The sequence below is a fragment of the Pseudomonas kribbensis genome (assembly GCF_003352185.1).
In the GTDB taxonomy this organism is placed as follows: Bacteria; Pseudomonadota; Gammaproteobacteria; order Pseudomonadales; family Pseudomonadaceae; genus Aquipseudomonas; species Aquipseudomonas kribbensis.
On record NZ_CP029608.1, the window covers coordinates 3,687,515 to 3,713,228 of the forward strand.

General features: G+C 60.9%; 29 protein-coding genes. 17 read left to right on the forward strand and 12 right to left on the reverse strand.

The genetic code is table 11. From position 1 onward, the window contains the following. Positions 1-123: 123 nt before the first annotated feature. Positions 124-1,071 (reverse strand): ABC transporter substrate-binding protein, encoded by a 948-nt coding sequence (locus tag DLD99_RS16705; RefSeq protein WP_114883696.1) that lies wholly within the window; start codon positions 1,069-1,071, stop codon positions 124-126. A gap of 294 nt (positions 1,072-1,365) precedes the next feature. On the opposite strand from DLD99_RS16705, the gene DLD99_RS16710 reads away from it, so the two are divergent. The 4 genes from DLD99_RS16710 to DLD99_RS16725 all read left to right on the forward strand — a co-directional run bounded on the left by DLD99_RS16710 (position 1,366) and on the right by DLD99_RS16725 (position 4,545). Beyond that, positions 1,366-2,349, forward strand: a complete 984-nt coding sequence (locus DLD99_RS16710) for an aliphatic sulfonate ABC transporter substrate-binding protein (RefSeq protein WP_114883699.1) — start codon at positions 1,366-1,368, stop codon at positions 2,347-2,349. Between the two features lie 61 nt (positions 2,350-2,410). Further along, entirely contained in the window at positions 2,411-3,250 is an 840-nt protein-coding gene (locus DLD99_RS16715; RefSeq protein ID WP_114883701.1) for an ABC transporter permease, read from the forward strand. Between the two features lie 51 nt (positions 3,251-3,301). Next, positions 3,302-3,982, forward strand: a complete 681-nt coding sequence (locus DLD99_RS16720) for an SOS response-associated peptidase family protein (protein WP_114883703.1) — start codon at positions 3,302-3,304, stop codon at positions 3,980-3,982. 290 nt (positions 3,983-4,272) lie between these two features. Continuing rightward, positions 4,273-4,545: a hypothetical protein gene (locus DLD99_RS16725; protein WP_085711400.1), complete on the forward strand. Its 273-nt coding sequence runs from the start codon at positions 4,273-4,275 to the stop codon at positions 4,543-4,545. 46 nt (positions 4,546-4,591) lie between these two features. On the opposite strand, the gene DLD99_RS29140 is transcribed toward DLD99_RS16725, so the two are convergent. From DLD99_RS29140 to DLD99_RS16735, 3 genes are read right to left on the reverse strand one after another with little or no spacing between them, the layout of a single operon-like run. Further along, positions 4,592-4,762: a hypothetical protein gene (locus DLD99_RS29140; RefSeq protein ID WP_162803443.1), complete on the reverse strand. Its 171-nt coding sequence runs from the start codon at positions 4,760-4,762 to the stop codon at positions 4,592-4,594. Between the two features lie 40 nt (positions 4,763-4,802). Further along, positions 4,803-5,114: an AzlD domain-containing protein gene (locus DLD99_RS16730; protein WP_167443797.1), complete on the reverse strand. Its 312-nt coding sequence runs from the start codon at positions 5,112-5,114 to the stop codon at positions 4,803-4,805. After that, positions 5,114-5,812, reverse strand: a complete 699-nt coding sequence (locus DLD99_RS16735) for an AzlC family ABC transporter permease (protein ID WP_114883706.1) — start codon at positions 5,810-5,812, stop codon at positions 5,114-5,116. The genes DLD99_RS16730 and DLD99_RS16735 overlap by 1 nt, the downstream gene beginning before the upstream one ends. A 153-nt stretch (positions 5,813-5,965) precedes the next feature. On the opposite strand from DLD99_RS16735, the gene DLD99_RS16740 reads away from it, so the two are divergent. Beyond that, the gene (locus DLD99_RS16740; protein ID WP_114883708.1) at positions 5,966-6,352 is read left to right on the forward strand and encodes a DUF2784 domain-containing protein; all 387 of its coding nucleotides are present in this window, start codon (positions 5,966-5,968) and stop codon (positions 6,350-6,352) included. On the opposite strand, the gene DLD99_RS16745 is transcribed toward DLD99_RS16740, so the two are convergent. Then, positions 6,349-6,870 (reverse strand): DUF3087 domain-containing protein, encoded by a 522-nt coding sequence (locus tag DLD99_RS16745; RefSeq protein WP_114883710.1) that lies wholly within the window; start codon positions 6,868-6,870, stop codon positions 6,349-6,351. The two genes, DLD99_RS16740 and DLD99_RS16745, sit on opposite strands and share 4 nt — an antisense overlap. Before the next feature lie 212 nt (positions 6,871-7,082). On the opposite strand from DLD99_RS16745, the gene ppnN reads away from it, so the two are divergent. From ppnN to DLD99_RS16760, 3 genes are all read left to right on the forward strand, one after another. After that, positions 7,083-8,456, forward strand: a complete 1,374-nt coding sequence (gene ppnN, locus DLD99_RS16750) for a nucleotide 5'-monophosphate nucleosidase PpnN (protein WP_085711405.1) — start codon at positions 7,083-7,085, stop codon at positions 8,454-8,456. A 163-nt stretch (positions 8,457-8,619) separates the two neighbouring features. Continuing rightward, complete coding sequence (locus DLD99_RS16755; RefSeq protein ID WP_114883713.1) at positions 8,620-9,354, forward strand: substrate-binding periplasmic protein; 735 nt, start codon at positions 8,620-8,622, stop codon at positions 9,352-9,354. Positions 9,355-9,462: 108 nt separating this feature from the next. Continuing rightward, on the forward strand, positions 9,463-9,672 hold the full coding sequence (locus DLD99_RS16760; protein WP_114883715.1) for a hypothetical protein: 210 nt from the start codon (positions 9,463-9,465) through the stop codon (positions 9,670-9,672). Here the strand turns inward: DLD99_RS16760 and DLD99_RS16765 are convergent. The 3 genes from DLD99_RS16765 to DLD99_RS16775 form a co-directional block, all read right to left on the reverse strand. Continuing rightward, positions 9,666-11,084, reverse strand: coding sequence for an FAD/NAD(P)-binding protein (locus DLD99_RS16765; protein WP_114883717.1), 1,419 nt, complete (start codon positions 11,082-11,084; stop codon positions 9,666-9,668). The genes DLD99_RS16760 and DLD99_RS16765 overlap by 7 nt on opposite strands. 59 nt (positions 11,085-11,143) lie before the next feature. Next, positions 11,144-12,547, reverse strand: a complete 1,404-nt coding sequence (locus DLD99_RS16770) for an LLM class flavin-dependent oxidoreductase (RefSeq protein WP_114883718.1) — start codon at positions 12,545-12,547, stop codon at positions 11,144-11,146. 216 nt (positions 12,548-12,763) lie between these two features. Then, positions 12,764-13,327, reverse strand: a complete 564-nt coding sequence (locus DLD99_RS16775) for a helix-turn-helix domain-containing protein (RefSeq protein ID WP_114883720.1) — start codon at positions 13,325-13,327, stop codon at positions 12,764-12,766. An 85-nt stretch (positions 13,328-13,412) separates the two neighbouring features. On the opposite strand from DLD99_RS16775, the gene DLD99_RS16780 reads away from it, so the two are divergent. The 7 genes from DLD99_RS16780 (at position 13,413) to DLD99_RS16810 (ending at position 20,497) form a co-directional block, all read left to right on the forward strand. Continuing rightward, positions 13,413-14,351, forward strand: a complete 939-nt coding sequence (locus DLD99_RS16780; protein WP_114883722.1) for a DMT family transporter — start codon at positions 13,413-13,415, stop codon at positions 14,349-14,351. A gap of 106 nt (positions 14,352-14,457) precedes the next feature. Continuing rightward, positions 14,458-17,358 carry a monovalent cation/H+ antiporter subunit A gene (locus DLD99_RS16785; protein ID WP_114883724.1) on the forward strand — a complete coding sequence of 967 codons (2,901 nt, stop codon included), beginning with the start codon at positions 14,458-14,460 and terminating at the stop codon, positions 17,356-17,358. Next, complete coding sequence (locus DLD99_RS16790) at positions 17,358-17,702, forward strand: Na+/H+ antiporter subunit C (RefSeq protein WP_003192163.1); 345 nt, start codon at positions 17,358-17,360, stop codon at positions 17,700-17,702. The genes DLD99_RS16785 and DLD99_RS16790 overlap by 1 nt, the downstream gene beginning before the upstream one ends. Beyond that, complete coding sequence (locus DLD99_RS16795; RefSeq protein WP_085731959.1) at positions 17,699-19,378, forward strand: monovalent cation/H+ antiporter subunit D; 1,680 nt, start codon at positions 17,699-17,701, stop codon at positions 19,376-19,378. Before DLD99_RS16790 ends, DLD99_RS16795 begins: the two co-directional genes overlap by 4 nt. Continuing rightward, a complete protein-coding gene (locus tag DLD99_RS16800; RefSeq protein ID WP_114883726.1) occupies positions 19,375-19,863 on the forward strand; it encodes a Na+/H+ antiporter subunit E in 489 nt (162 codons plus the stop codon). The genes DLD99_RS16795 and DLD99_RS16800 overlap by 4 nt, the downstream gene beginning before the upstream one ends. Beyond that, positions 19,860-20,138 carry a K+/H+ antiporter subunit F gene (locus tag DLD99_RS16805; protein ID WP_003225959.1) on the forward strand — a complete coding sequence of 93 codons (279 nt, stop codon included), beginning with the start codon at positions 19,860-19,862 and terminating at the stop codon, positions 20,136-20,138. Before DLD99_RS16800 ends, DLD99_RS16805 begins: the two co-directional genes overlap by 4 nt. After that, positions 20,135-20,497: a Na+/H+ antiporter subunit G gene (locus DLD99_RS16810; RefSeq protein WP_085711416.1), complete on the forward strand. Its 363-nt coding sequence runs from the start codon at positions 20,135-20,137 to the stop codon at positions 20,495-20,497. Before DLD99_RS16805 ends, DLD99_RS16810 begins: the two co-directional genes overlap by 4 nt. Here the strand turns inward: DLD99_RS16810 and DLD99_RS16815 are convergent. Beyond that, on the reverse strand, positions 20,494-20,934 hold the full coding sequence (locus DLD99_RS16815; RefSeq protein ID WP_114883728.1) for a DUF3995 domain-containing protein: 441 nt from the start codon (positions 20,932-20,934) through the stop codon (positions 20,494-20,496). The two genes, DLD99_RS16810 and DLD99_RS16815, sit on opposite strands and share 4 nt — an antisense overlap. Before the next feature lie 94 nt (positions 20,935-21,028). Between DLD99_RS16815 and DLD99_RS16820 the strand changes: the two genes are divergently transcribed. Together DLD99_RS16820 and DLD99_RS16825 are read left to right on the forward strand one after the other, a co-directional pair. After that, a complete protein-coding gene (locus tag DLD99_RS16820) occupies positions 21,029-21,415 on the forward strand; it encodes a DUF2946 domain-containing protein (protein ID WP_096820149.1) in 387 nt (128 codons plus the stop codon). A gap of 93 nt (positions 21,416-21,508) precedes the next feature. Beyond that, positions 21,509-23,641 (forward strand): TonB-dependent receptor, encoded by a 2,133-nt coding sequence (locus DLD99_RS16825; RefSeq protein ID WP_114883730.1) that lies wholly within the window; start codon positions 21,509-21,511, stop codon positions 23,639-23,641. A 37-nt stretch (positions 23,642-23,678) separates the two neighbouring features. On the opposite strand, the gene DLD99_RS16830 is transcribed toward DLD99_RS16825, so the two are convergent. The 3 genes from DLD99_RS16830 to DLD99_RS16840 form a co-directional block, all read right to left on the reverse strand. After that, the gene (locus DLD99_RS16830) at positions 23,679-24,692 is read right to left on the reverse strand and encodes an ABC transporter substrate-binding protein (RefSeq protein ID WP_114883732.1); all 1,014 of its coding nucleotides are present in this window, start codon (positions 24,690-24,692) and stop codon (positions 23,679-23,681) included. Between the two features lie 127 nt (positions 24,693-24,819). Continuing rightward, complete coding sequence (locus tag DLD99_RS16835) at positions 24,820-25,017, reverse strand: hypothetical protein (RefSeq protein WP_114883734.1); 198 nt, start codon at positions 25,015-25,017, stop codon at positions 24,820-24,822. A gap of 5 nt (positions 25,018-25,022) precedes the next feature. Continuing rightward, positions 25,023-25,493, reverse strand: a complete 471-nt coding sequence (locus DLD99_RS16840; protein WP_085711422.1) for a hypothetical protein — start codon at positions 25,491-25,493, stop codon at positions 25,023-25,025. Positions 25,494-25,714: the final 221 nt, after the last annotated feature.

Here is a 25,714-nt window from a genome sequence, read left to right on the forward strand (position 1 = left end):
GAGCCCGACCGTTGCGGTCACGTTGTCGATTGGCAAAACTCCCTCGCCGCTGCTGCCTCCCTGCGACCCACCGAAATGGGCCGAGGTTGGATAAAGATAACAGGGTTTTGTTCCGGTGCTCACTCAGTGTGCCAATGCCTGCTGGAACGAGGTGTCGATAATCCCCGCAGTGCTCAGTGGAGCCGGCAACGCCTTGACCTTGAACAGGAAATCCGCGGTGCCTTGCAGGTCGGCAGCGGCTTGCTGATCCACCGGGCCGACCGTCATGTGCGCCTGGCGCAACCAGTGCCGCGAGACCTCTTGATCGAGATTGGCTTTCTTCGCCCACAGATCCGCGTATTCATCGGTGTGACTGTCGACCCAGGCCCGGGCCTGTTTCAGGCGACCGAGGAAGTCGGCAATCGCCTCACGCTTGCTGTCGATGGACGGCGCGGAAGCGGCGATGGCGCTCAACCCAGGCATCAGGTTTTTTGCAGTCAGAATCGGTCGCGCACCGGAGAACACGATCTGCTGAGAAATGTACGGTTCCCACACCGGGAAGGCATCGATGCTGCCCTGAGGCAATGCCGCTGCCGCGTCAATCGGCATCAGTTTGACGAAGTCGACGTAATTCTCCGGCAACCCATTCTGCTCCAGTGCCCGCAGGGTCAACTGCTGGCTCCAGGCACCCGGCCAGTAAGCGATTTTCTTGCCTTTCAGATCCTCGATGGTTTTCACCGGCGAATCCTTGGGCACCAACAAAGCGATGGTGTCCGGGTTTTGCCTCGACACGCCGATCAGTTTCACCGGTGCCTGTTTCGCGGCGAGGAACAGAAAACCCGAATCGCCGAGAAAGCCCAGATCCAGCGAACCGGTCTGTAATGCTTCGGCCAAGGGCGCGGCGGCCTGGAAGTGTTTCCAGTCGACCGTGTAAGGCGCGTCCTTCAATACCCCGGAAGCTTCTACCGAGGCACGGATGTTGTAGTAATTCTGGTCACCGACGTGCAGCACCACAGGTTCGGCAGCGTAAGTCAGAGGCGAGGCAATCAAGGCGCTGGTCAACGCAGCACGTAGGAAACGGGAGAGCTTCATGGCAAGTCCTGCAAAGGGGATTTTCTATAGACCATAACGCTCTTACAAATCGCATTTGAAATTCGATTAATGAATAAGCTCAGCACCGCCGACAAGCGCTGTTGGTCTGGCAACAGTGGCGCGGCACAGTGTTTTCCCGGCAACAGTTCAAAGCGCACAAATCGCATCAAAACCCCGTAAACACGGGACTCGGGGCATATGGCACAGAGCCTGCAATATTCCATTCATGCAGGAAGCATTCGATAAAAATATCTTTCTGGACATAAGAAACTGTTGCCTTGCCGGAGCGTGCCCATGAAATCCCGCTTACCCTTTTCCCGCGTCAAAACGCTGCTCGCGGCCTGCGCTGTGGCCCTGAGCCTGCAACCTCTCACCCACGCAGCGGAAACCCCGCCCGCCGAAGTGCATCTGGACTATGCCTATTACTCCCCCGTAAGCCTGGCGCTGAAACATTTGGGTTATCTGGAAAAGGCCCTGCCCCAGAGCAAGGTCAGTTGGGTGCTGAGCCAGGGCAGCAACCGTTCGCTGGAATACCTCAATAGCGGCGGCGTGGATTTCGCCTCATCGGCCAGCCTCGCTGCGGTGCTGAGCCGCGCCAACGGCAGCCCGATCAAATCGGTGTACGTTTACAGCCGCGCCGAGTGGACCGCACTGGTGGTGCGCAAAGACTCGCCGTACCAGACCGTCACCGACCTCAAGGGCAAAAAAATCGCCGCCACCAAAGGCACCGACCCGTACCTGTTCACTCTGCGCAGCCTGCAACAGGCCGGGCTGAAAAAGGACGACGTCGAACTGGTACACCTGCAACACCCGGACGGCCGCACCGCGCTGGAAAAAGGTGACGTCGACGCCTGGGCCGGCCTCGATCCGCACATGGCCGCCAGCCAGGTGCAGGCCGGTTCGCGCCTGCTGTACCGCAACCGCGACTTCAACAGCTACGGCGTTGTCAGCGTCACCGAGCAGTACGCCAAGGAACACCCGCAAACCATCGACACCGTGATCAAGGCCTATGAGCAAGCCCGCGAGTGGTCGGTAAAAAATCCCGATGAACTGGCCAAACTGCTCGCCAACGAATCCGGCCTGCCACTGGACGTGGCCAAACTGCAACTGTCGCGCACCGACCTGAGCAGCCCGCAACTCACCTCCGCCGACGTACTGGCGTCGAAAGCCGCCGCGCCGATTCTGGTCTCCGAAGAGCTGGTGCGCCGTGGGGTGAATGTCGATCAGGTCATCGATCAATTGATCGACACCGGTTTCCAGCAAGTCGCCGCCCAGTAACCGATCAGGCTTACAACGAATCCGCGTCCGTCGCGGATTTGTCGTGAGCGGAGACCCTTCCATGAGCAATGACCTGCCCGCCCGTATCGCCCTGCCGCTGCCCCGCCGACAAAACCGGCCGTTAAATCCGCTCTGGCGGCGGCGCCTTAAAGGGCTGGCCCTGCCGCTGCTGATCGTGATCGCCCTGGAAATCATCGTGCGCGTCGGCTGGCTGCCGTCCTATCAGATGCCCGCGCCGAGCGAGGTCTTTGTGACCCTAACCGAACAGGCCGAAGGCGCACTGTGGAAACACATCGGTGCCAGCCTGATTCGCGTGCTGATCGGGTTTGCCATCGGCGCGAGTCTGGCGCTGGTGTTTGCCGCGTGGGTCGGCCTGAGCCGCGAGGCCGAGGCGTACCTGGAGCCGACGTTCGCCGCGCTGCGCTCGATTCCCAGTCTGGCCTGGGTGCCGCTGTTGCTGCTGTGGCTGGGCATCGACGAGACTTCAAAAATCGTCCTGATCGCCATCGGCGCGTTCTTCCCGGTGTACGTCAACGTGGTCGCGGCGATTCGCAACATCGACCGCAAACTGGTGGAGGTCGGCCACATCTATGGTTTCAGCCGCCTGCAACTGGTACGGCGGATTCTGCTGCCCGCCGCCCTGCCCGGCCTGTTCACCGGTCTGCGCAGCGGCATGAGTCTGGCGTGGATGTTTCTGGTGGCGGCCGAACTGATCGCGGCGACCAAAGGCCTGGGCTATCTGCTGAGTGACGGGCGCGAAACCTCGCGTCCGGACATCGTGCTGGCGGCGATCATCGTTCTGGCGCTGCTGGGCAAACTCAGCGACGGCCTGCTCGCCACACTCGAACGCCGCTGGCTGGCCTGGCGCGACACCTTCGCTGGCCAGGGCAGCAAGGACTGACTCGCACAACTAAGCTGAACCTTCAGGCAGTGTTCGCCGGAGGTTCGGCCAATGTGCGGAAGACTTTCGCAATACCGGGGCATCCACGATTTCGTCGCGGTGCTGAACATTCCCGATGCGCTGATCAATCATGTCGGCGATACACCGCTGGCACGCTACAACGCGGCGCCCACCACCGCGCTGGCCATTCTTCATCAACACGAACAACGCCTGTACGCCGACAACCTGCGCTGGGGCTGGCGCCCGCACTGGGCCAGGGATCGCGCGGCACCGATCAATGCGCGGGTCGAAAAGGTCGTTCACGGCCCGTTCTTTCGGGCGATCTGGCGTCATCGCCTGATCGTGCCGGTCGACAACTGGTTCGAGTGGGTCGACGGGCCGGACAAGAGCCGCCAACCCTGGCTGATCCATCGACTCGATCATCAACCGGTTTTCTGCGCCGCCATCGGCCAGTTTCCGACACCCGGATCAGAACCACGGGAAGACGACGGCTTTGTGATCATCACCGCCGACAGCGAGGGTGGCTTGCTCGATCTGCATGATCGCCGACCCATCGTGTTGTCTGCCGAGGGCGCGCGGGAATGGCTCGACCCGGCCACGCCCCTGGAGCGTGCCGAGCAAATGCTCCTGTTCGAAGGGTTGGGCAGCGAAGCGTTCGAATGGCACAAAGTCGGCAAAGCTGTCGGCAACTCACGCAATCAGGGTGCGGAGTTGATTGAAGTAGTGGGTTAAATATTTTGTGGGCCAGCACGTCTATCGAATAGTCGGAAGACGTGAGTCAAATTGATATCACGCAGCATGTGAGAACCGTTCATTACAGTGAGTGTTTCAAACTCGAAACAATCATTGAATCAGTCGTTTGATTAAAACCAACCGCCTGTCTGACATTTCAATCGTCATACATACATTTAGTAACACTACAGATAGCATGCGCGCCGCATTTCCTATTGGCATACCAGTTGACCAAAGAGTCAACAAACCGGGAATACCCTACAAACTTACAAGCCTTGCAGAGAACTAAGTTGCGCGACGATTTTGCAATCAAACAGGCCAACGGCCTGGAGTGTATTTATCTGTCCATGACAGAACGCTTTCAACTCGACTGTTTTATCGCCCACTACATAAAGACTCGAAACCTGCGTGACGTACCCGAGATCGACCGCCTCCTGCGCACCACTCTCCAAAACTATCCCTGCCACCCGCCGGTGATGGTCAACGAGCTGAATGCCTGGATCGACAAGACCTTGGGTTATCGGGCGTCACACCCCGATTTCACACAGCTGGACGATCTTTGATGAAACGAAAAAGCCCCGCAACCGCGGGGCTTTTTCGTTGTGGCGTTCAGGGTTTCAGCGGGCGTTCCTGGTCGCGATCGGACAATTCGCGGCTGTCGTCGTGTTTCCAGGTCTGCTCCTTGTGTTTCTCCCGCTCGATCTCTTCTTCGCTCGGTTCTTCATCTTCTTCGGGACGATTCTGCTCGGTTGCCATGTTCACCTCGCTGTCATAAGTCATCAGTCATCCTTACAGCGTAGAACAGATTCAGACAGGCAACTTACAACCACCAGCGCAACAGAAAGAAGAACGCCATGCTCAACAGCATGCTAAGCAACGTATTACGCGTGTAGATCACGAGTCCGATGGCGACTAACGAACTCAGCAAATAGGGATTGTCCCACTGCAAATTCAGCTGTTTGTCCGGCATGAACACAATCGGCCCGCAAATCGCGGTCAACATGCCCGGCACGGCGAAACCGAGAAACTGCCGCGCATTGCTGCTCAAACGCACCGGCAGGCGCGGTTCGAGAAACACATAGCGGTTGAGGAACACCAGAATCCCCATACCGAAAATCACTGCCCAGATCATCATGTGCGCTCCCGATACAGCTTGTTGCAGATAAACCCGGCCATCATTCCCGCCAGCCCCGACAGCACCAGCGCCGAACCCCACTGCCAGTAACTGAACAACACCGAGCAGAACAGCGACACCGCCACGCAAACCACCGTCGGCACATTGCGCACCACCGGGGTGATCAGGGCGATGAAGGTCGCGGCAATCGAGAAATCCAGCCCCAGGTGTTCAAGCCCCGGAATGCTGCTGCCGAGCACAATGCCGGCCAGGGTGAAGAGGTTCCAGGCGATGTAGAACGTCAGGCCGACGCCCAAGGCATACCAGCGATTGAATTGCTGACGGTCGTGCTGGCTGGTCAGGGCGAACAGTTCATCGGTGAGCAAAAAACCCAGGCCGATGCGCCAGCGCCCCGGCAACGGCGAAATCACGTGGCGCATGCTCATGCCGTAAAGCAAATGCTGCGAAGTCAGCAGCAGCGTGGTCAGCAGAATCGAGAAAACCCCGGCACCGCCCTTGAGCATGCCGATCGCCACCAGCTGCGCAGCGCCGGCAAACACGATGGTGGACAAGCCCTGCCCTTGCAGTGGCGTGAGATTGGCTTCGATCGCCATGGAGCCGGCCAGCAGCCCCCACGGCGCGGTCGCCAGGGATAACGGCATGATCGCCGCGGCTCCGCGAAGAAAGGCACTGCGCGGCATTAATGAGTCAGACATAACGCTCTTCAACCGTGAGACAAGACCCGGACTCTGCCAGTAAATGCCTTTTCATGGCTTGAACAATCTTGCGCAGTTGCCGCAAATCGCCCAGCTGCAAACCGGTTAGCGGCGTACCATGACAGCCATTCACATCTGCGTCAGGGAGACGACATGCTGTATCGAATTGCCGCCGACGGGCTGGTGCTGTTTCACCTTTCCTTCATTCTGTTCGTGCTGTTTGGCGGGCTATTGGTGCTCAAGTGGCACCGAGTGGCCTGGCTGCATTTGCCGGCCGCCACCTGGGGCGTGATGGTCGAGGTGTTGCACCTGACCTGCCCGCTGACCTACTGGGAAAACCTGATGCGCCACGCCGCCGGGCAAACCGAGTATGCCGGCGGTTTCATCGAGCATTACGTCTGGCCGATCATCTACCCGGCGGGGCTGACCCCGCAGATTCAACTAGCGCTGGGCAGCGTGGTGCTGGTGATCAACCTGCTGGTGTACGGGCGTCTGATCCGCCAGTGGCAACTGCGCCGCGCTGCACGCATTCCGTTTTAACGCGACTTCAAGGTTTCCAGCCAGGCCGGATCGAGGCGCGTCTGATCGGTGTCCAGACCGAGCGCTTCCATCCGAGCCTTGTGCGCTTCGACTTCCCGGTGCAATTGCCCATGATCGCTGGAGTTGCCGTCCAGTTCGTGCATCTGCGTCAGGCCCTGGTGATAGAAACGCAGCACCTTCATCGCCGTCGGATCGTCCTTCTCGACCGCAGCCGTCACCTGATGCATGACATTGGTGACACTCATCAGGCTGCGCTTGAGCCGCCAGCCATACACCGCCGGGGCCATCCATGTCTGATTCCAGAATCGCCCGCGCAACAACGCCGCCGTCAGCAGGAATGCGCCGAACACCCCGCCGACATTGAACCGCAGGTTATCCCCGCCCGGTTCGCCGAACAGCGCCACCGCCACGGTCGAAAACGCCATCGCCAACACCAGGAACAGCACCGCGATAATCAGCGTGCTGCGCCGGGTCTGCTGGCGATAGGTGATGGCATCGATCGGTTGAATCTCGAACATCGCGACAGGCTTCCATGGCTTGAAATAAAAAGAGGCCGGCGCATTATCGCCTCTGAGGCGGATTTAGCTATGCTGGAGCTCCTTTTCATCTTTTCATCGTCCAGCGGGGGACATGGCGATACCACGCAGATCGTGCCATCTTCATTCATGGATACACTCTATTCGGATGCCATTGGCCAGGCCGGCAATGACATCGTTTTAAGGATCACTGCATGACCCAACGACACGTAATCAATGCCTCGGTCAGCCCAAAAGGCAGCCTCGAAACCCTTTCCCAACGTGAAGTTCAGCAACTGAGCCAGGCCGGAACCGGCAGCACCTACACCCTCTTCCGCCAGTGCGCCCTGGCCATCCTCAACACCGGCGCTCATGTCGACAACGCAAAAACTATTCTGGAAGCCTACAAAGACTTCGAAATCCGCATCCACCAGCAAGATCGTGGCGTGCGCCTGGAACTGCTGAACGCCCCGGCCGACGCCTTCGTCGACGGCGAAATGATCGCCAGCACCCGGGAAATGCTGTTCAGCGCCCTGCGTGACATCGTCTACACCGAAAACGAGCTCGACGCCCTGAGCATCGACCTCAGCACCTCCCAGGGCATCAGCGACTACGTCTTCCACCTGCTGCGCAACGCACGCACCCTGCGTCCGGGCGTCGAGCCGAAAATCGTCGTGTGCTGGGGCGGCCACTCGATCAATACCGAAGAATACAAATACACCAAGAAAGTCGGCCACGAACTGGGCCTGCGCAGCCTCGACATCTGCACCGGCTGCGGCCCGGGCGTGATGAAAGGCCCGATGAAAGGCGCGACCATCGCCCACGCCAAACAGCGTATCCACGGCGGTCGCTACCTGGGCCTGACCGAGCCGGGCATCATTGCCGCCGAAGCGCCGAACCCGATCGTCAATGAGCTGGTGATCCTGCCGGACATCGAAAAGCGCCTGGAAGCCTTCGTCCGCGTCGGCCACGGCATCATCATCTTCCCGGGCGGCGCCGGTACTGCCGAAGAATTCCTGTACCTGCTGGGCATCCTGATGCACCCGGACAACGCCGGCCTGCCGTTCCCGGTAATTCTCACCGGGCCGAAACATGCCGCGCCGTACCTGGAACAACTGGACGCCTTCGTCACCGCCACCCTCGGCGAGGCGGCAAAGCAGCACTACGAAATCATCATCGACGACCCGGCCGAAGTGGCGCGCCAAATGACTGCAGGTCTCAAAGCCGTGAAGCAGTTCCGCCGCGAACGCAACGACGCGTTCCACTTCAACTGGCTGCTGAAGATCGACGAAGGCTTCCAGCGCCCGTTCGATCCGACCCACGAAAACATGGCCAACCTCAAGCTGCACCGCGATCAGCCGGCCCATGAACTGGCGGCCAACCTGCGCCGCGCCTTCTCCGGGATCGTTGCCGGCAACGTCAAGGACAAGGGCATTCGCCTGATCGAAGAGCACGGGCCGTATCAGATCCGGGGCGACGCCGCGATCATGCAACCGCTTGATCTGCTGCTCAAAGCCTTCGTCGCCCAGCACCGGATGAAACTGCCGGGGGGCGCGGCGTATGTGCCGTGCTATCGCGTGGTGTCCTGACCCTTAGTGATGGATGCAGCCTTGTGGGAGCACACGCGCTCCCACAAGGCGCATCGCCACTACCAAACCGCCCTGTTCTCTGACACAAAAGCCCCGCTGATTCCCCACGACAGCCACCGCGCGCGCGTACTAAGCTGGGCGATTGAATTTTCAGGGACGATCCATGAAACGTTTTGCCGCCTGCCTGTTGTCTCTTCTGGCCCTGACAGCCAATGCGGCAGATCTGCAACTGCTCACCGACAACCATCCTCCGCTGCATTTCCTGCAGGGCGATCAACTGGTGGGCTTCGGCGTGGATGTGGTGCAGGCCCTGGCAGCGCAGACCGGCGATCACATTCACCTGCAGCAAGTGCCATTGCTGCGTGCCCTGCGCATGGCCAGCGAGACGCCGAACACCGGCGTATTTACCGTGCTGCGCACCGACGCACGGGATGACCGCTATCAATGGGTCGGGCCACTGATCGAAGTGGAAACTGCGCTGTATGCCCACGACAACTTCCAGCCACCGGTCCGCAGCCTGCGCGAGGCTGATCACCTGGGGCGGATCACCGTGCCGCGCAAATGGCTGGTCTACAGCTATCTGCAGGAACAGGATCTGAGCAACCTCTATGGCGTGGAAACCCCGGAGCAGATGATGCGTCTGTTCAGTCTCGGGCGAACCGACTTCGTGGTGTCCGACACACTGTCCAGTGCGGCCCTCGCCCGCGAGCAAGGCATGGAGCCGGGGCGTTTGCAGTATCAGATACCGCTGATGAAGCGCGACACTTATATCGCGTTCTCCCGCCAGACCGATCCCAAACAGGTGGCACGCTGGCAACAGGCGCTGGACACGCTGCGCGCCGACGGCCGTCTGGAGAAAATTCGCCAGCGCTGGCTGAGCAATACCCTGCCGCGCTGATCACGCATCAACGTCTTTGATAACAACTATCTGAAAAGGTGTTTTTTCTTCTGGCGTCTGTAGCCCTAAAGTGGCAGTCATCTTCCTCCCACTTTCTGGTACAGACCCATGAAAGACTTCATTGCCCTTGGGTTTATCGTCGCCCTGATCGGTGCCACTTCCGCCGCAATCGCCAGCGCACATGGCCACGGGCCGGCTGTCGCCATGACCGGCACCCTGAATGTCGATACCGTTGGCATTGACCGTGAGGCCAGGGGCAGTGTGGAGCAGAATCTTTACGTCGCGCAAAACGACTCCGGATTCGCCTACGACTATTGAGCCACCAGCCGCGCGGCCAACGCCTTGGCCTGCGACGCAACATCGGTCACTGCCGTACTTTCCCACCACATCCCTCTCAGTGGCGGGCCCATCGCGAACAGTCGTTGTGACACCTTTCCCTGCGCATCCAGCACCGCACCGTCCACTGCCGCCGCAATTCCCAGCGCCAACGGCCCCGGCTGCACCAGACCACGGGCCAGCAACTGCTGCGGCAAAGGCCGGTCCACCCGGCGCCAATCGTATTCGATACCACTGGAATTGATCAGCGCCGCGCCTTGCACCACGTGCGTTTCACTCTCGCCCCGACTGCGGACGCGAATGCCGACGCCACCGCCAGACGCCGGTTCAAGGCCTTTATAGGACGCGGCGTGAATCCGCAGACGCCCTTCGCGATGCAGGCGCTCGACCAGCTCTGCACTCAGCGGCGGCGAGCGATGGTGATGGCTTTCCCACCACGGCCGCACATGCCGCACGAACTGCCGGCGCTGCACGTCGCTCGCCTGGCTCCACAACCGACCGATATGCGCGCGCACCGTATCCAGCGGCGCCTGCCAGTCGATGCCTTGTTCGATGGCATCCCGGCAATGCCGACGCAATTCACGCAGTAACTGGCGTGGCGTGCGGATGCTGTGATCCTCGGCGAGGAAATCCACCCACGCCGGCGGTTGCCGACGCACATGGGGCAGCAGCCCATGCCGGGAATACACCTCGATCGGCCCACGATGACCAGCCTGCTCCAGCGAAACCACGGCATCGACCATGGTCAGGCCGGAGCCGATGATCAGTACCGTCGATTGCGGATCGAGCTGGCGCATGGCGCTTACATCCCACGGATCGAGCCCCGCAGCGTTGAGGCCGCTGGATTGCTTTTGCGGCGTACGGGCAGCCGGGAACATCCCGGTCGCCAATACCGCAAAAGCGCCTTGCAGTCGCTGGCCATCGCTCAAGGTGAGCTGCACCGAATCGGCCGAAGTCTGCACATCAACCACTTCGGCGCGAACATGTTCGACCGTCGAACCATGCTCCGCGCCCACCTGCTGCGCCTCGGCCAGTCGCTGCTGCACGTAGACACCGAACAGCCCCCGTGGCGGAAACAGTTCACTGACCGGCACATGCTGCTGATCCGACTCCGGCCAGCCGCCGCCGGCAATGTGTTCGGTCAGCCATTGAGTCAGGTCGTCGGCATTGTCCGGGTCGACGCTCATCCGCGCCGCGTTACCGTTGAGCGTGTGGCCCAGCTCCACAGCACTGTACGCTTCACCCCGGCCCAGTTCGGCCCGGGGCTCGATCACCAGAATCTGACGCCGGCCCGGCAGGCGCAGCAGTTGCACCGCCAGCATTGCGCCGCTGAGACCGCCGCCGACAATCAGGATGTCGGCGTGACGGATCGCGGTCGTATCGGTTTGAGTCATGCCGTTCTCGCTGCCAAGGGTTTGCTCAAGTCAGTGTCGTGCAGACGCTGCGAGCGAGTCTAGACAGACGCGACCTTTTTCTCCTGCCGATGCAGCTCGCCCAGATTTCGATATCCGCTGCCCGGATGAATCTCCGGCAACCTCGCTCCTTCGCCAAACAGCTTTTCGCGCAACGTCCCCGGCGCGTAATCGGTCTTGTAGACGCCACGCTTCTGCAACTCAGGCACCAGCAATTCCACGGCGTCGATGAAGGTTTCATGGGTCAGTGCGTAGGCCAGGTTGAAGCCGTCGACGTCTGTTTCTTCGACCCATTCCTGTAGCAGATCCGCCACCGTTTCCGGACTGCCGACGAACAACGGTCCGAAACCGCCGATGCCGGCCCAGTCGGCCAGTTCATTCGGAGTCCAGACCTTGTTCGGATCCGCTGTCGAAAACGCTTCGACCGCCGATTGAATCGCGTTGGTGTGCACGTGCTTGAGCGGTTCGTCCGGTTTGAAGCGGCTGAAGTCGATACCGGTCCAGCCCGAGATCAACGCCATCGCGCCCTCGTAACTGACCCAGGATTTGTATTCTTCGAACTTGGCTTTGGCCTTGGCATCGGTCTCGCCGAGGATCACGGTTTGCAGGTTGAAGATCAGGATCTTCGACGGATCGCGCCCGGCCTCGGCGGCGCGGCGGCGGATGTCGGCCACAGTCTTTTTCAGCAGCACCTTGGACGGTGCCGCGACAAACACGCATTCGGCATGCTCGGCTGCGAACTGCTTGCCCCGACTGGATGCGCCTGCCTGATAGAGAACCGGCGTGCGCTGCGGCGACGGTTCGCAAAGGTGAATGCCCGGCACCTGGAAGTGTTTACCGTGGTGGCGGATCTCGTGGATCTTGCTCGGCTCACTGAAAATTCGCCGCTCGCGATCCCGCAAAATCGCACCCTCTTCCCAACTGCCTTCCCAGAGCTTGTAGCAGACCTCCAGGTATTCCTCGGCGAAGTCGTAACGCGCGTCGTGCTCGGTCTGGGCTTGCTGGCCGATGTTCTTCGCGCCGCTCTCCAGATAAGAGGTCACAATGTTCCAGCCGGCACGGCCCTTGGTCAGGTGATCAAGGGTCGACAGGCGTCGGGCGAAGGGATACGGATGCTCGAAGGACAACGAAGCGGTCAGACCGAACCCCAGGTGCTCGGTCACCAGCGCCATCGGCGGGATCAATTGCAGCGGATCGTTGACCGGCACCTGCGCCGCCTGCCGGATCGCCGCTTCGCCGTTGCCGTTGTACACGTCGTAGATGCCGAGCACGTCGGCGATGAACAATCCATCAAACTTGCCGCGCTCGAGTATTTTCGCCAGATCGGTCCAGTACTCCAGATCCTTGTACTGCCAGGAGCGGTCACGCGGATGCGCCCACAGACCCGGCGACTGGTGACCGACGCAGTTCATGTCGAAGGCGTTGAGGCGAATTTCGCGGGGCATCAAGCGGCACTCCCGATGTTGAGGAGGCGTTTAGCGGTTTGATTTGAAGCGGTCATGTGAGGCGACTCCGTGGTTTCCGGATGAGGATCCAGAACCCATAGCAGGAGTCGTGCCTGAATATATTTTCGTTATTTATCAATAAATTGAGGAATAAACCTAAAGCAATCTGCACATAAGAAAGAACAAACTGTTTATCCGCTGTCGGCCCCGCAACAGTCAGATCACCACATTACGCACAAAGCGCGCCGCGACTTCCCCATCGTTGCGATAGGTGTGAGGCTGGTTGCTGGCGAACATGAAAAACTCCCCGGCGGCGATGTACTGCGGCTGGTCGCCGAGCATCAGGGTCAGGCAGCCCTCGAACACGAAAATCTGCTCGCTCCAGCCTTCGGCATCGGCTTGCGAGGGGTAGACCTCCCCTGGTTGCAAACACCATTCCCACTGTTCCACTTCCCGGGTGGCGGCTGCCTTGGACAACAGCACCGCTTTGCTGCCTGGAATGCTGCCGGCCCAGGCCAGTTCGTTGATCCGGCTCGGGTCGCGATTGTCCGGGGCCTGGATCAGATCGCTGAACGCTACTTCGAGGGCTTCGGCCACGCGGTCGAGGGTGGTCAGGCTGACGTTTTTCTCGCCGGCTTCTATCGCCACCAACATGCGTCGACTGACCCCGGACTTTTCCGCGAGAGTCGTCTGGCTCATGTCGGCGGCGTGACGCAGGCGCCGGACGTTCTGGCTGACGTGTTGCAGGACCGAAGCCCGCTGAACAGAATCTTTGTGCACTATATTGCTCACTGGCTGGGGTTGGGCAGTATACTGCGCAACATTTGGCGCATTGTGCGTCCCCTCTTCAAAAGTGCGCAAGATCATGACGTCAGCCAACTCCCCCCAAACTCCCCTGCGGTTTTCCCGTTTCAGCAAAGCCGAGTGCGTGCTCGTGCTGATCACCATGCTGTGGGGCGGCACCTTTCTGCTGGTGCAGCACGCGATGACCGTCAGCGGCCCGATGTTTTTCGTCGGCCTGCGCTTTGCCGCAGCGGCGAGCATCGTGGCGCTGTTTTCGTGGAAGCACCTGCGTGAGCTGACCCTGTTCGAACTCAAGGCCGGCGCCTTCATCGGCGTGGCAATCCTGCTCGGTTATGGTTTGCAGACCGTTGGCTTGCAGAGCATTCCGAGCAGCCAGTCGGCGTTCATCACTGCGCTGTACGTGCCGTTTGTGCCTTTGCTGCAATGGCTGGTGCTGGGCCGGCGTCCGGGCTTGATGCCGAGCATCGGCATCATGCTGGCGTTTACCGGGTTGATGCTGCTGTCGGGGCCGTCCGGCGCTTCCTTGAATTTCAGTCCCGGTGAAATCGCCACGCTGATCAGTGCCATCGCCATAGCGGCCGAGATCATCCTGATCAGCACCTATGCGGGCCAGGTCGATGTGCGCCGGGTGACGGTGGTGCAACTGGCGACGACTTCGGCATTGTCGTTTCTGATGGTGGTGCCGACCGGTGAGGCGATTCCCGATTTTTCCTGGCTGCTACTGAGCACAGCCCTGGGGTTGGGCGCGATGAGTGCGGCAATCCAGGTGGCCATGAACTGGGCGCAGAAAAGTGTTTCGCCAACCCGCGCAACCCTGATCTACGCCGGTGAACCTGTATGGGCCGGGATCGCCGGGCGGATTGCCGGCGAGCGTCTGCCAGCGATTGCGCTGGTGGGCGCAGGACTGATTGTGGCAGCGGTGATTGTCAGTGAGCTGAAGACCAAGGGCAAAGCGACACAAGCGGTCACAGAAGAGTTCGAGCGCAAGACAGAAGGCTAAGCGGGGTTTTTACGACTACCTTGTAGGATTCAGAGACATCCTCGCGTTTGGCGATCCGGGAGCTGGCACGTATGATGCTTCACAAACTTCCGCAGATTAGAAGCCTATGTCCCTGATAGTTCTACTGCTTCTGCCTTTTGTGGGCAGCTGTCTGGCAGCCGTGCTGCCGCACAACGCACGTAACGCCGAATCCCTGCTGGCGGGCCTGGTCGCTTTGATCGGGACTGTCTCGGTCGCCATGCTGTACCCGCAAATTGCCCACGGCGGCGTGATCCGCGAAGAGTTTACGTGGCTGCCCAGCCTGGGCCTGAACTTCGTCCTGCGCATGGACGGCTTCGCCTGGCTGTTCTCGATGCTGGTGCTGGGCATCGGCACCCTCGTTTCCTTATATGCCCGTTATTACATGTCGCCGGATGATCCGGTGCCGCGTTTCTTCGCGTTCTTCCTGGCCTTCATGGGCGCCATGCTCGGGCTGGTGATTTCCGGCAACCTGATCCAGATCGTGTTTTTCTGGGAGCTGACCAGCCTCTTCTCGTTCCTGTTGATCGGCTACTGGCACCATCGTCACGACGCCCGGCGCGGCGCCTACATGGCGCTGATGGTCACCGGTGCGGGAGGATTGTGCCTGCTGGCGGGGGTCATGATCCTCGGCCATGTGGTCGGCAGCTATGACCTGGACAAGGTCCTGGCCGCCGGCGATCTGATTCGTGCACATGCCCTCTACCCCATCCTGCTTCCCCTCATTCTCATCGGCGCCCTCAGCAAAAGCGCCCAGTTCCCCTTCCACTTCTGGCTGCCCCACGCGATGGCGGCGCCGACACCGGTTTCGGCCTATCTGCACTCGGCGACCATGGTCAAGGCCGGGGTCTTCCTGCTTGCACGGTTGTGGCCGTCGCTGTCCGGCAGCGAAGAATGGTTCTACATCGTCAGCGGCGCTGGTGCCGCCACTCTGTTGCTCGGCGCGTACTGCGCGATGTTCCAGAACGACCTCAAGGGTCTGCTGGCATACTCGACCATCAGCCACCTCGGCCTGATCACGTTGCTGCTGGGCCTGAACAGTCCGCTGGCAGCGGTCGCCGCGGTATTCCACATTCTCAACCACGCGACCTTCAAGGCTTCGCTGTTCATGGCCGCCGGGATCATCGACCACGAAAGTGGCACCCGCGATATCCGCAAACTCAACGGCCTGTTCAAACTGATTCCGTTCACCGCCACGCTGGCGATGGTGGCCAGTGCCTCCATGGCCGGCGTGCCGCTGCTCAACGGTTTCCTGTCGAAAGAGATGTTCTTCGCCGAAACCGTGTTCATCAACGCCACCGCGTGGGTTGAAGCGACACTGCCAATCGTCGCGACCATCGCCGGCACGTTCAGCGTTGCCTACTCGCTGCGTTTCACCGTCGACGTGTTCTTCGGCCCCACCGCCACCGACCTGCCCCACACCCCGCACGAACCGCCACGCTGGATGCGTGCACCGGTTGAACTGCTGGTGTTCACCTGCCTGCTGGTAGGGATTTTCCCGGCCCAGATCGTCGGCCCGTTGCTGGCGGCGGCTGCACTGCCGGTAGTCGGCGGCGTACTTCCGGAGTACAGCCTGGCGATCTGGCACGGTCTCAACGCACCGATGATCATGAGCCTGATCGCCATGTCCGGCGGCATCGTGGTCTATCTGCTGCTGCGCAACCAGCTCAAGCGCGGCCGCTTCAAGTTCCCGCCGCTGGTGGGCCGCTTCAACGGCAAGCGCCTGTTCGAGCGCAGCCTGGTGGCGATGATGCGTCTGGCTCGCCGACTGGAACGGCGGATCGGCACCAAACGCCTGCAAACCCAGCTGTTCCTGATGGTGCTGGCGGCGGTGCTCGCCGGGCTGATCCCGATGCTGCACAGCAGCCTGAGCTGGGGCGACCGGCCGAAAATTCCCGGCTCCATCGTGTTCGTGACCCTGTGGCTGCTGGCAATCGCCTGCGCCCTCGGCGCCGCGTGGCAGGCCAAGTATCACCGTCTCGCCGCCCTGACCATGGTCAGCGTCTGCGGGCTGATGACCTGCGTGACCTTCGTCTGGTTCTCGGCACCGGATCTGGCCCTGACGCAACTGGTGGTCGAAGTGGTGACCACGGTGCTGATCCTGCTCGGCCTGCGCTGGCTGCCACGGCGGATCGAAGAGGTTTCGCCGTTGCCAAGCAGCCTGCGCAAGGCGCGAGTACGGCGTTTGCGCGACTTGCTGCTGTCGATTGCCGTCGGCGGTGGCATGGCGCTGCTGTCCTACGCGATGCTGACCCGGCAGACGCCGAACGACATTTCCTCGTTCTATCTGAGCCGCGCCTTGCCTGAAGGTGGCGGCAGCAACGTGGTCAACGTGATGCTGGTGGACTTCCGTGGTTTCGACACCCTCGGGGAAATCACCGTACTGGTAGCCGTGGCGCTGACCGTGTTCGCCCTGCTGCGCCGCTTCCGCCCACCGAAAGAAAGCCTGCAACTGCCAGCCCAGCAACGCCTGCTGGCGCCGGACGTGGTCACCGATCTGGTCAACCCGCGTTCGGCCAGCGACACCGCGCTCGGCTTCATGATGGTGCCGGCGGTGCTGGTGCGCCTGCTGCTGCCCATTGCACTGGTGGTGTCGTTCTATCTGTTCATGCGTGGACACAACCAGCCGGGTGGCGGCTTCGTCGCCGGTCTGGTGATGTCGGTGGCGTTCATCCTGCAATACATGGTCGCCGGCACCCAATGGGTGGAGGCGCAAATGAGCCTGCGACCGTTGCGCTGGATGGGTACCGGACTGCTGTTCGCCACGGTCACCGGTCTCGGCGCAATGCTGGTGGGCTATCCGTTCCTCACCACGCATACCTGGCACTTCAGTCTGCCGGTGCTGGGCGATATCCATATCGCCAGTGCATTGTTCTTCGACATCGGCGTGTATGCAGTGGTGGTCGGTTCAACACTGTTGATCCTCACCGCCCTCGCCCACCAGTCGGTCCGGGGTCACAAAACCGCTGCCATCAAAGGAGCCGTCTGATGGAAGAAGTCATCGCAATCGCCATCGGCGTGCTCGCCGCGTCCGGGGTCTGGCTGATCCTGCGTCCGCGGACATTCCAGGTGGTCATGGGCCTGTGCCTGCTGTCCTACGGCGTCAACCTGTTCATCTTCAGCATGGGCAGCCTGTTCATCGGCAAAGAACCGATCATCAAGGACGGAGTACCTCAGGACCTGCTCAACTACACCGACCCGTTGCCTCAGGCGCTGGTACTGACGGCCATTGTCATCAGTTTCGCCATGACCGCGCTGTTCCTCGTGGTGCTGCTCGCATCGCGGGGCCTGACCGGCACCGACCACGTTGACGGAAGGGAGCCCAAGGAATGACGGCGATGACACACCTGATCGCCGCACCGATTCTGCTGCCGCTGCTGACCGCCGCCATCATGCTGATGCTTGGCGAAAAGCACCGGCCGCTGAAGGCGAAGATCAACCTGTTCTCCACCATGCTGGGCCTTGTGGTTTCCCTGCTGTTGCTGCAATGGACCCAGACCACCGGCGTGCCCGGTTCCATCGGTGTCTACCTGCCGGGCAACTGGCAGGTGCCGTTCGGCATCGTGCTGGTGGTCGATCGGCTATCGGCGTTGATGTTGGTACTGACCGGGATCATCGGCGTCAGCGCCCTGCTGTTCGCCATGGCCCGCTGGGACGGCGCAGGTTCGAGTTTCCACGCATTGTTCCAGATTCAGTTGATGGGCCTGTACGGCGCGTTCCTGACGGCGGACTTGTTCAACCTGTTCGTGTTCTTCGAGGTGCTGCTCGCGGCGTCCTACGGTTTGCTGCTCCACGGCTCGGGCCGGGCGCGGGTGTCGTCGGGGCTGCATTACATTTCGATCAACCTGCTGGCCTCGTCACTGTTCCTGATTGGCGCGGCGCTGATCTACGGCGTCACCGGCACATTGAACATGGCCGACCTCGCCATGAAGATTCCGCTGGTGCCGGAAGCCGACCGCGGCTTGCTGCATGCCGGCGCGGCGATTCTGGCGGTGGCGTTCCTGGCCAAGGCCGGGATGTGGCCGCTGAACTTCTGGCTGGTACCGGCCTATTCCTCGGCCAGTGCACCGGTGGCGGCGATGTTCGCGATCATGACCAAAGTCGGCGTCTACACCTTGCTGCGCCTGTGGACGCTGCTGTTCTCCGGTCAGGCCGGCGCTTCGGCCTACTTCGGCGGTGACTGGCTGATCTACGGCGGCATGGCGACCATGCTCTGCGCCGGCGTGGCGATCATCGCCGCACAACGCCTGGAACGCATGGCCAGCCTGAGCATTCTGGTGTCGGCGGGCATTCTGCTTTCGGCCGTGGGTTTCGCCCAGCCGAACCTGATCGGCGCGGCGCTGTTCTATCTGGTCAGCTCGACCCTGGCGCTGAGCGCGCTGTTCCTGCTGGCGGAACTCATCGAACGTTCACGCACCGCCGTCGAAGTGCCGCTGGAAGACGAAAACGAGCTGCTGCCGCGTCCGCAGCAATGGCAGCCGCCAGTCAAGGGCATCAACCTCGACGATGACCAGAAAGCCGTGGTCGGCCAGGTGATTCCGTGGACCATGGCCTTCCTCGGCCTGAGCTTCATTGCCTGCGCACTGCTGATCATCGGCATGCCGCCGCTGTCGGGGTTCATCGGCAAGCTGAGCCTGATCGGCGCCCTGCTCAATCCGTTGGGGCTCGGCACTGGCGAACCGATCTCGAATGCTGCCTGGGCGTTGCTGGCACTGTTGATCCTGACCGGACTCGGCTCGCTGATGGCGTTCTCGCGCTTGGGCATCCAGCGCTTCTGGTCGCCGGAGGAACGCCCGTCGCCCGTGTTGCGCAAACTGGAATGCACGCCGATTTTCCTGCTGCTCGGCCTGAGCATCGCCCTGACCTTCAAGGCTGAACCGCTGCTGCGTTACACCCAGGCCGCCGCAGATGCGTTGAACAACCCGCAGCAATACGTGATGGCGGTGCTTGGCACTCGCGCCGTACCGAGCCCGGAAGCCAAGGCTGCGCTGCTGGAGGTGCAACCATGAAGCGCCTGTTCCCTGCTCCGTGGCTGTCGCTTGCATTGTGGTTGCTGTGGCTGGTGCTGAACCTGTCGATCAGCCCCGGCAACCTGCTGCTGGGGGCGGCACTGGGTTTCTGCGCGCCGCTGATGATGCGCAAGTTGCGCCCGCAACAGATCCATATCCGCCGCCCCGGCACAATCCTGCGATTGTTTCTGCTGGTCGGGCGCGACGTGATCGTCTCCAACCTGCAAGTGGCCTGGGGCGTTCTCAACGCCGGTCGCCGGCCACCCCGCTCACGATTCGTCAAGGTGCCGCTGGACCTTCGCGATGCCAACGGTCTGGCGGCGCTGTCGATGATCTGTACGGTCGTGCCCGGCACGGTGTGGTCGGAACTGGCGCTGGATCGCAGCATTCTGTTGCTGCACGTCTGGGATCTGGATGACGAGGCGCAATTCATCGAGCACTTCAAGGTCACTTACGAGCAGCCGTTGATGGAGATTTTCGAATGAGCCCGCTGCTGTCGAATGCGATTCTGCTGACGCTGTTCCTGTTCTCGCTGGCGATGGTGCTGACACTGATCCGCCTGTTCAAAGGGCCATCGGCACAGGACCGGGTACTGGCGCTGGACTACCTGTACATCGTCGCCATGCTGATGATGCTGACCCTGGGGATTCGTTACTCCAGCGACACCTATTTCGAAGCGGCGCTGCTGATCGCGCTGTTCGGTTTCGTCGGCTCGTTTGCCCTGGCGAAATTCCTGCTGCGTGGCGAGGTGATCGAATGAACGCTGAATTGTCTCTGTGGGTGGAAATCCCGGTGGCGATCCTGCTGGTACTCAGCGGCGTGTTTGCCCTGATCGGCGCGACCGGCCTGCTGCGGATGAAGGACTACTTCCAGCGCATGCACCCGCCGGCGCTGGCCTCGACCCTGGGCGCGTGGTGCGTGGCGTTGGCGTCGATCATCTGTTTTTCCGCGCTCAAGTCCGGGCCGGTGCTGCACGCGTGGCTGATCCCGATCCTGCTGGCGATTACCGTGCCGGTGACCACCCTGCTGCTGGCGCGGGCGGCGTTGTTCCGCAAGCGCATGGCCGGGGACGATGTGCCGGCTGAAGTGAGCAGCCGACGCACCGAGAGCGGCAGCTAGATCCAGGCAACGGCCAACAGCCCGGCTCCCAATATCAGACACAGCGGCGAGTAGACCCAAGTGTCGAGCCGGGCAAACCGCGATCCCTTCACTTCCTTGAAGAAACCCACCAGTTCCGAATCGCCGATCGCCCTCGCAAACATCAGCAGCGCAATCGCACTGATCACCCATTGCAACGCCCAGTGATGCACCGGGGAAAACCACCAGCCCACCCTCATGCAAACCAGTGCGGCAATCAGTAGCAGGGCCGCCGCCACCACCAGCGTGATCCAGCCTGACGCCTTGAACGCCGGCCTGAGGGTCAGCCCGCCGTTATCCACCGGGACCTGCGGTATCACCGCCACGGCCGCCCATTGCCCACCCATCGCCCAATACACATGCATCAGGCTGATCGCCGCAAATATCGTCACCAGCCATTGAGCCAACACAAAGGTCATGGTCGAGAATCCTTTCAAGAGGCTTGAACAAAACATCCTAGCCGGCATTTTTCCATGTGCACGACCGGTCGGCGGTGCGGTAAAGTGCCGCCCCATGAAATTTACCCGTTCCGATCGCTCACTGCTGGCCTGGATGCTCTATTGCTGCGTCCTGTTCAACGTGTTCGCCTGCAGCATCGGTCACGGGCAAATGGTCGGGATGCAGCTCAACGGAATCGGTGGCCAGTTCTGCGCCGTCGACCCGAGCACCCAGGCGCCACTCGCGTCCAATCCTTCCGAAGAAAAACTGCCAACCCTGGCCAAGGCTTTCGGTTGTCCGCTGTGCTCCACTGGCGGCATGGGCCCGGCGTTCAACTCCAGCCTGACCCTGGCGATCCTGCCGGAACAACACAGTCCGCCGCTGCCAGTCATCGTCAGCGCCGACCTCCCTGCCCGCTTCACCTGGCCTTCGGCCAACCCCCGCGCCCCGCCGCTCGCCTGAGTGACTTTGCCATTTTGATTTGTCAGCCCACTACGCCAACGCGTTGCGCTCGCCTGTGCGCTGACTCCTAGACAAGCATTCAGGATTCAAACGATGAAACAACTTACCTTGCTGGCGAGCCTGTGCGGCTGCCTGTCCGTAAACGTATGGGCGCAATCCACCGTGGATCTAGCGCCGATCACCATCGACGGCGAATCCGCCGCCGAACCTGGACTAAGCCTCGACCAGTCCAGCGGCATGGCTTCACGCCTCGGTTTGAGCGTGCGCGACACCCCGGCCTCGGTGGCCATCGCCAATCGCAATGACATCGAGCGCCATGGCTCGCAAAACTTTCAGGACGCGGCCAACACTCTGCCGGGCGTGAACGCCAGTGCGCCGCCTGGCTTTGGCGGATTCGTCTCCTATCGCGGCTTTACCAGCAGCCAGATCACCCAGATGTTCAACGGCATCAATGTCTCTGGCGGATTGGCACGGCCGGTGGACTCGTGGATCTATGACCGGGTGGAACTGGTTGGCGGCCCGTCGTCGCTGATCAACGGTGCAGGCTCGGTCGGCGGTTCGCTGAACTACGTGACCAAACTGGCCACTCGCGACGAGCAAGCCGCCGAAGGCCGGGTCAGCTACGGCACCTACGACACTACCGAAACCGCGTTCGGCCTCAACCACGCCCTGAGCCAGCCCGGCGCCGACGTGCAGCATTACGCGCGCCTCGACGTCAGCCACAACACCAGCAACGGCTACATCGACCGTCAGGAGCGCGATGCCTGGAGCATGGCGTTCTCGCTGCTCAGCGACCTGACGCCGAACCTGTCGCACACCCTGGCCCTGGAATATCAGGACGAACACGAAGACAGCCCTTACTGGGGCACCCCGGTGCTCAACCCCAAGGCTGGCGAGTTGAAAATTGACCGGCACAACCGCTTCAACAATTACAACGTCGAGGACGGTCGCTACGAACAGCGGACGATCTGGGTGCGCTCGATCATCGACTACCGGATCAACGACAGCACGACCCTGCGCAACACGCTCTATCACCTCGACAGCCAGCGTGATTACCGCAACCTCGAAACCTATCAATACAACGCCGACAACAGCGCCGTGAACCGCTCCACTGCGTATCAGGTCCGGCATCAGGGTGAGCAGGACGGCAACCAGTTCGAACTGCGCCATGACAACATCCTGTTCGGCCTCGCCACCACCTGGTCCGGCGGCTTCGAATACAAGGTCAACCAGACCACCAATTCGCCGCTCAACGTCAAAGGCGCCAGCACCGTGGACCCGAACAATTATCGTCCGGGGCATTTCTATGACATTCCGGGCACGAAGCCCGGTTTTGTCAGTGACAAGACCAACGAGGTCACCACCAAAGCTTTGTTCGCTGAAAACCGTCTGGCACTGACCGACAAGCTTTCGTTGCTCACGGGTTTGCGCTATGACGACATAGACCTGGACGTGACCAACCATCGTGTGGTGACAGCGAGCAACCCGCGCCATCTCAAGCGCAGCTGGGAACCGGTCACCGGCCGCGTCGGCCTGACCTACCAGTTCATTCCGTCAGCCAATGTCTATGTGCAATACAGCACGGCCGCCGAACAACCCAATGGCACTCAGGACTTCGATGTTTCAACGGGCAAGCAATGGGAAATCGGCAGCAAGTTCGACTACCTGAACGGGCGCGGTTCGGCGACGGTCGCGGCTTACACCATCGAGCGCAAGGACTTTGCCGTCACCGATCCTCTGGACCCGACCAACAGCATTCCAGTCGGCCAGCAGACGTCCAAAGGCGTCGAGATTGCCAGCTCCCTGCGGATCACCGACAAGCTGCTGGCCGAGGGCAACTTCGCCTGGGTCGATGCGCAGTACGATGAGTTCAACGAGAAGAACGCCGCCGGCGTGGTGGTTTCACGCAAGGGCAACACGCCGACCAATGTGCCGGACCGGGTCGGTAATCTATGGCTGACCTATGACTTTTCCCCACAGTGGCAAGGCGGGGTTGATGCGCGGTACGTGGCCTCGGTGTATGCAGACAATGCCAACACCATGACCGTGCCGTCGTACACGTTGTTCGGGAGTTTCCTCAGCTACAAGGTCGATTCGCAAACCACCGTCACCGGCCGGGTGCGCAACCTGACCAACGAGGTGTATGCCGAATTCGCCCATGTGTCGCCGGCGTATTACCTGGGCACGCCGCGCACCTTTGAACTGGCGGTACAAACCCGCTTCTGAAACACAGCGGCGAGGGAGAAACTCCCTCGCCGCGCTGCTATAAACCTGCCTGAACCTTGTCCGCCACATCCTTCGGCAGCCACGCCTGCCACACATCCGGATGAGCCTTCATGAACGCCTCCGCCGCTTCCCGTGGCGGAGTGTGTTTCTCGCTCATATCAGCCAGTGCCTTGTTCAGATCCTCAATCGGAAAATCGACTTTGCTGAAGAACGCCGCGATCTGTGGGTATTGCTTCTGGAATGGCGCAGACACCCCGATCGACAGTTTCGAGGCCAGTGAACGGGTCGGTTTCGGGTTGGGGTTGTCGGCGTCCGTCAAGGTCTTCCAGGCATCGGCGTCGAACGGCGGCTCTTCCAGTTGCACCAGTTTGAACTTGCCGAGCAACGGCGTCGGCGACCAGTAATAGAACAGCACCGGTTTGCCCCGGCGGATCGACGAACTGATTTCGGCATCCAGCGCCGCGCCGGAACCGCTGCGGAAATTGGTGAAGTCATCCTGCAGCCCGTACGCCGTGAGTTTCTGCTTGTTCACCACTTCCGAGGTCCAGCCGATGGGGCTGTTGAGGAACCGACCCTTGCTCGGAGTTTCCGGGTCCTTGAACACGTCCTTGTACTTCTTCAGATCACTGACACTGCGCAAGTCCGGCGCCAGCGGCTTGATGCCTTTGGCGGCATCGCCCTTGATCACATATTCCGGCACCCACCAGCCTTCGGTGGCGCCCTTGACCGTATCGCCCAGGCTGGCGACCTTGCCTTCGGCCTCGGCCTTGACCCACACCGGACTGCGCCCGGCCCATTCCTCGCCGATCACCTGAATGTCATTGTTGGCGAGCGCGGTTTCCAGGGTAATGGTGGTGCCCGGCAGCGTATCCGTCGGCAGACCATAACCCTTCTCGACGATGATCCGCAGGACATCGGTGATCAGGCTGCCGCTTTCCCAGTTCAGGTCGGCGAAGTGGATCGGGGTCTGTGCCGCATTGGCCGCTGGCATCGCAGCCATCAAGCCCATTGTGACCAGCCCAGCGGCCAGCCACCGTCGAAATCCGTTCATGCTTTGCACCTCGTGCTGTTCACAGCAATAGCAGGATGGCCTGACAGAAGACCACAAGCCTCTGAATACTCAGTCAACTGACTGTAGACGAGGTTCCTGCTTTTTCAGGGGCATGCCACGGGCGAGGCTACTTTTCAGACATTTCCTGCAAGCGTTGAAGCTCGCGTCTGACCATGCTGGCGTATTCCGCAGGCTGCAAAGCGTAGATCTGCGAGGCGACCCAACCGAGCCAGGCGCTCTTCAATTCGGCTTTTGCATCAATCAGGCGCCTGGCTTCATCACGGGCGCTGTCGAGGTTCTGCAGATGGAAATCGGCGCGACTCACAGCCGTCACTCGCTGGCCTTGAAGGTCACCAGCTCGCCCTTGCGCCATTTGGCGGCTTTGGCGGTGACGGCTTTCAGGGTTTTGGTCAGGCCTTCCTGCAATTGCTCATTGGCAGCGAACACGGTGACCGCGCTGTGACCTTCCTTGAACACGATGGCATGGCCGTCGGCGGTGCTGACGAAGGCATAGTCGCCCAGTCCGTACACGGTCATCTTGATCTCGCGAAAACGGATATCCATCTTGCCGCCTTCACGGCTGGGCAATACCGAAGCGCTGAAGTGATCGCCGACCTTGAGCTTGAGGCCGGGCTTGTCATCGACCACCAATGCGCTTTCGGTGTCGATTTCGGCAACGTAAATGCCTTCAGCGTTTTGCTCGGTGATGTAAACAAAACGCGACTGAAACTGCTTGACCAGCTTTGCCCGCAAATCACCCAGCACGAACAAAGCATGCATATCGAGGTTACTGACTGCCAAAGAAACATCCCCACACTTGAAAGAGTGCCACGCGCGAAAAACGCGCACGACGTTAAAAACGGCCAGGCCGATGGTATTGCGCAATGACTCGAATAAAAGCCTGAACGGGCAAAGTGCTTGTTCAGCGCGAGGTTCACAAGACTACTGGAATGGCGCTCGCGAAACCTGCAAAGACGTTCTCCAAATGTTGAAGGAAAAAGCTTCACGGTCGGCCAGAGAAA

Excerpts from the sequence above, each read along its gene's own strand:
- DLD99_RS16705 (WP_114883696.1), bottom strand. The coding sequence starts at position 1,071 with ATGAAGCTCTCCCGTTTCCTACGTGCTGCGTTGACCAGCGCCTTGATT.
- DLD99_RS16710 (WP_114883699.1), top strand. The coding sequence starts at position 1,366 with ATGAAATCCCGCTTACCCTTTTCCCGCGTCAAAACGCTGCTCGCGGCC.
- DLD99_RS16715 (WP_114883701.1), top strand. The coding sequence starts at position 2,411 with ATGAGCAATGACCTGCCCGCCCGTATCGCCCTGCCGCTGCCCCGCCGA.
- DLD99_RS16720 (WP_114883703.1), top strand. The coding sequence starts at position 3,302 with ATGTGCGGAAGACTTTCGCAATACCGGGGCATCCACGATTTCGTCGCG.
- DLD99_RS29140 (WP_162803443.1), bottom strand. The coding sequence starts at position 4,762 with ATGACTTATGACAGCGAGGTGAACATGGCAACCGAGCAGAATCGTCCC.
- DLD99_RS16730 (WP_167443797.1), bottom strand. The coding sequence starts at position 5,114 with ATGATCTGGGCAGTGATTTTCGGTATGGGGATTCTGGTGTTCCTCAAC.
- DLD99_RS16735 (WP_114883706.1), bottom strand. The coding sequence starts at position 5,812 with ATGTCTGACTCATTAATGCCGCGCAGTGCCTTTCTTCGCGGAGCCGCG.
- DLD99_RS16740 (WP_114883708.1), top strand. The coding sequence starts at position 5,966 with ATGCTGTATCGAATTGCCGCCGACGGGCTGGTGCTGTTTCACCTTTCC.
- DLD99_RS16745 (WP_114883710.1), bottom strand. The coding sequence starts at position 6,870 with ATGTTCGAGATTCAACCGATCGATGCCATCACCTATCGCCAGCAGACC.
- ppnN (WP_085711405.1), top strand. The coding sequence starts at position 7,083 with ATGACCCAACGACACGTAATCAATGCCTCGGTCAGCCCAAAAGGCAGC.
- DLD99_RS16755 (WP_114883713.1), top strand. The coding sequence starts at position 8,620 with ATGAAACGTTTTGCCGCCTGCCTGTTGTCTCTTCTGGCCCTGACAGCC.
- DLD99_RS16760 (WP_114883715.1), top strand. The coding sequence starts at position 9,463 with ATGAAAGACTTCATTGCCCTTGGGTTTATCGTCGCCCTGATCGGTGCC.
- DLD99_RS16765 (WP_114883717.1), bottom strand. The coding sequence starts at position 11,084 with ATGACTCAAACCGATACGACCGCGATCCGTCACGCCGACATCCTGATT.
- DLD99_RS16770 (WP_114883718.1), bottom strand. The coding sequence starts at position 12,547 with ATGCCCCGCGAAATTCGCCTCAACGCCTTCGACATGAACTGCGTCGGT.
- DLD99_RS16780 (WP_114883722.1), top strand. The coding sequence starts at position 13,413 with ATGACGTCAGCCAACTCCCCCCAAACTCCCCTGCGGTTTTCCCGTTTC.
- DLD99_RS16785 (WP_114883724.1), top strand. The coding sequence starts at position 14,458 with ATGTCCCTGATAGTTCTACTGCTTCTGCCTTTTGTGGGCAGCTGTCTG.
- DLD99_RS16790 (WP_003192163.1), top strand. The coding sequence starts at position 17,358 with ATGGAAGAAGTCATCGCAATCGCCATCGGCGTGCTCGCCGCGTCCGGG.
- DLD99_RS16795 (WP_085731959.1), top strand. The coding sequence starts at position 17,699 with ATGACGGCGATGACACACCTGATCGCCGCACCGATTCTGCTGCCGCTG.
- DLD99_RS16800 (WP_114883726.1), top strand. The coding sequence starts at position 19,375 with ATGAAGCGCCTGTTCCCTGCTCCGTGGCTGTCGCTTGCATTGTGGTTG.
- DLD99_RS16805 (WP_003225959.1), top strand. The coding sequence starts at position 19,860 with ATGAGCCCGCTGCTGTCGAATGCGATTCTGCTGACGCTGTTCCTGTTC.
- DLD99_RS16810 (WP_085711416.1), top strand. The coding sequence starts at position 20,135 with ATGAACGCTGAATTGTCTCTGTGGGTGGAAATCCCGGTGGCGATCCTG.
- DLD99_RS16815 (WP_114883728.1), bottom strand. The coding sequence starts at position 20,934 with ATGACCTTTGTGTTGGCTCAATGGCTGGTGACGATATTTGCGGCGATC.
- DLD99_RS16820 (WP_096820149.1), top strand. The coding sequence starts at position 21,029 with ATGAAATTTACCCGTTCCGATCGCTCACTGCTGGCCTGGATGCTCTAT.
- DLD99_RS16825 (WP_114883730.1), top strand. The coding sequence starts at position 21,509 with ATGAAACAACTTACCTTGCTGGCGAGCCTGTGCGGCTGCCTGTCCGTA.
- DLD99_RS16830 (WP_114883732.1), bottom strand. The coding sequence starts at position 24,692 with ATGAACGGATTTCGACGGTGGCTGGCCGCTGGGCTGGTCACAATGGGC.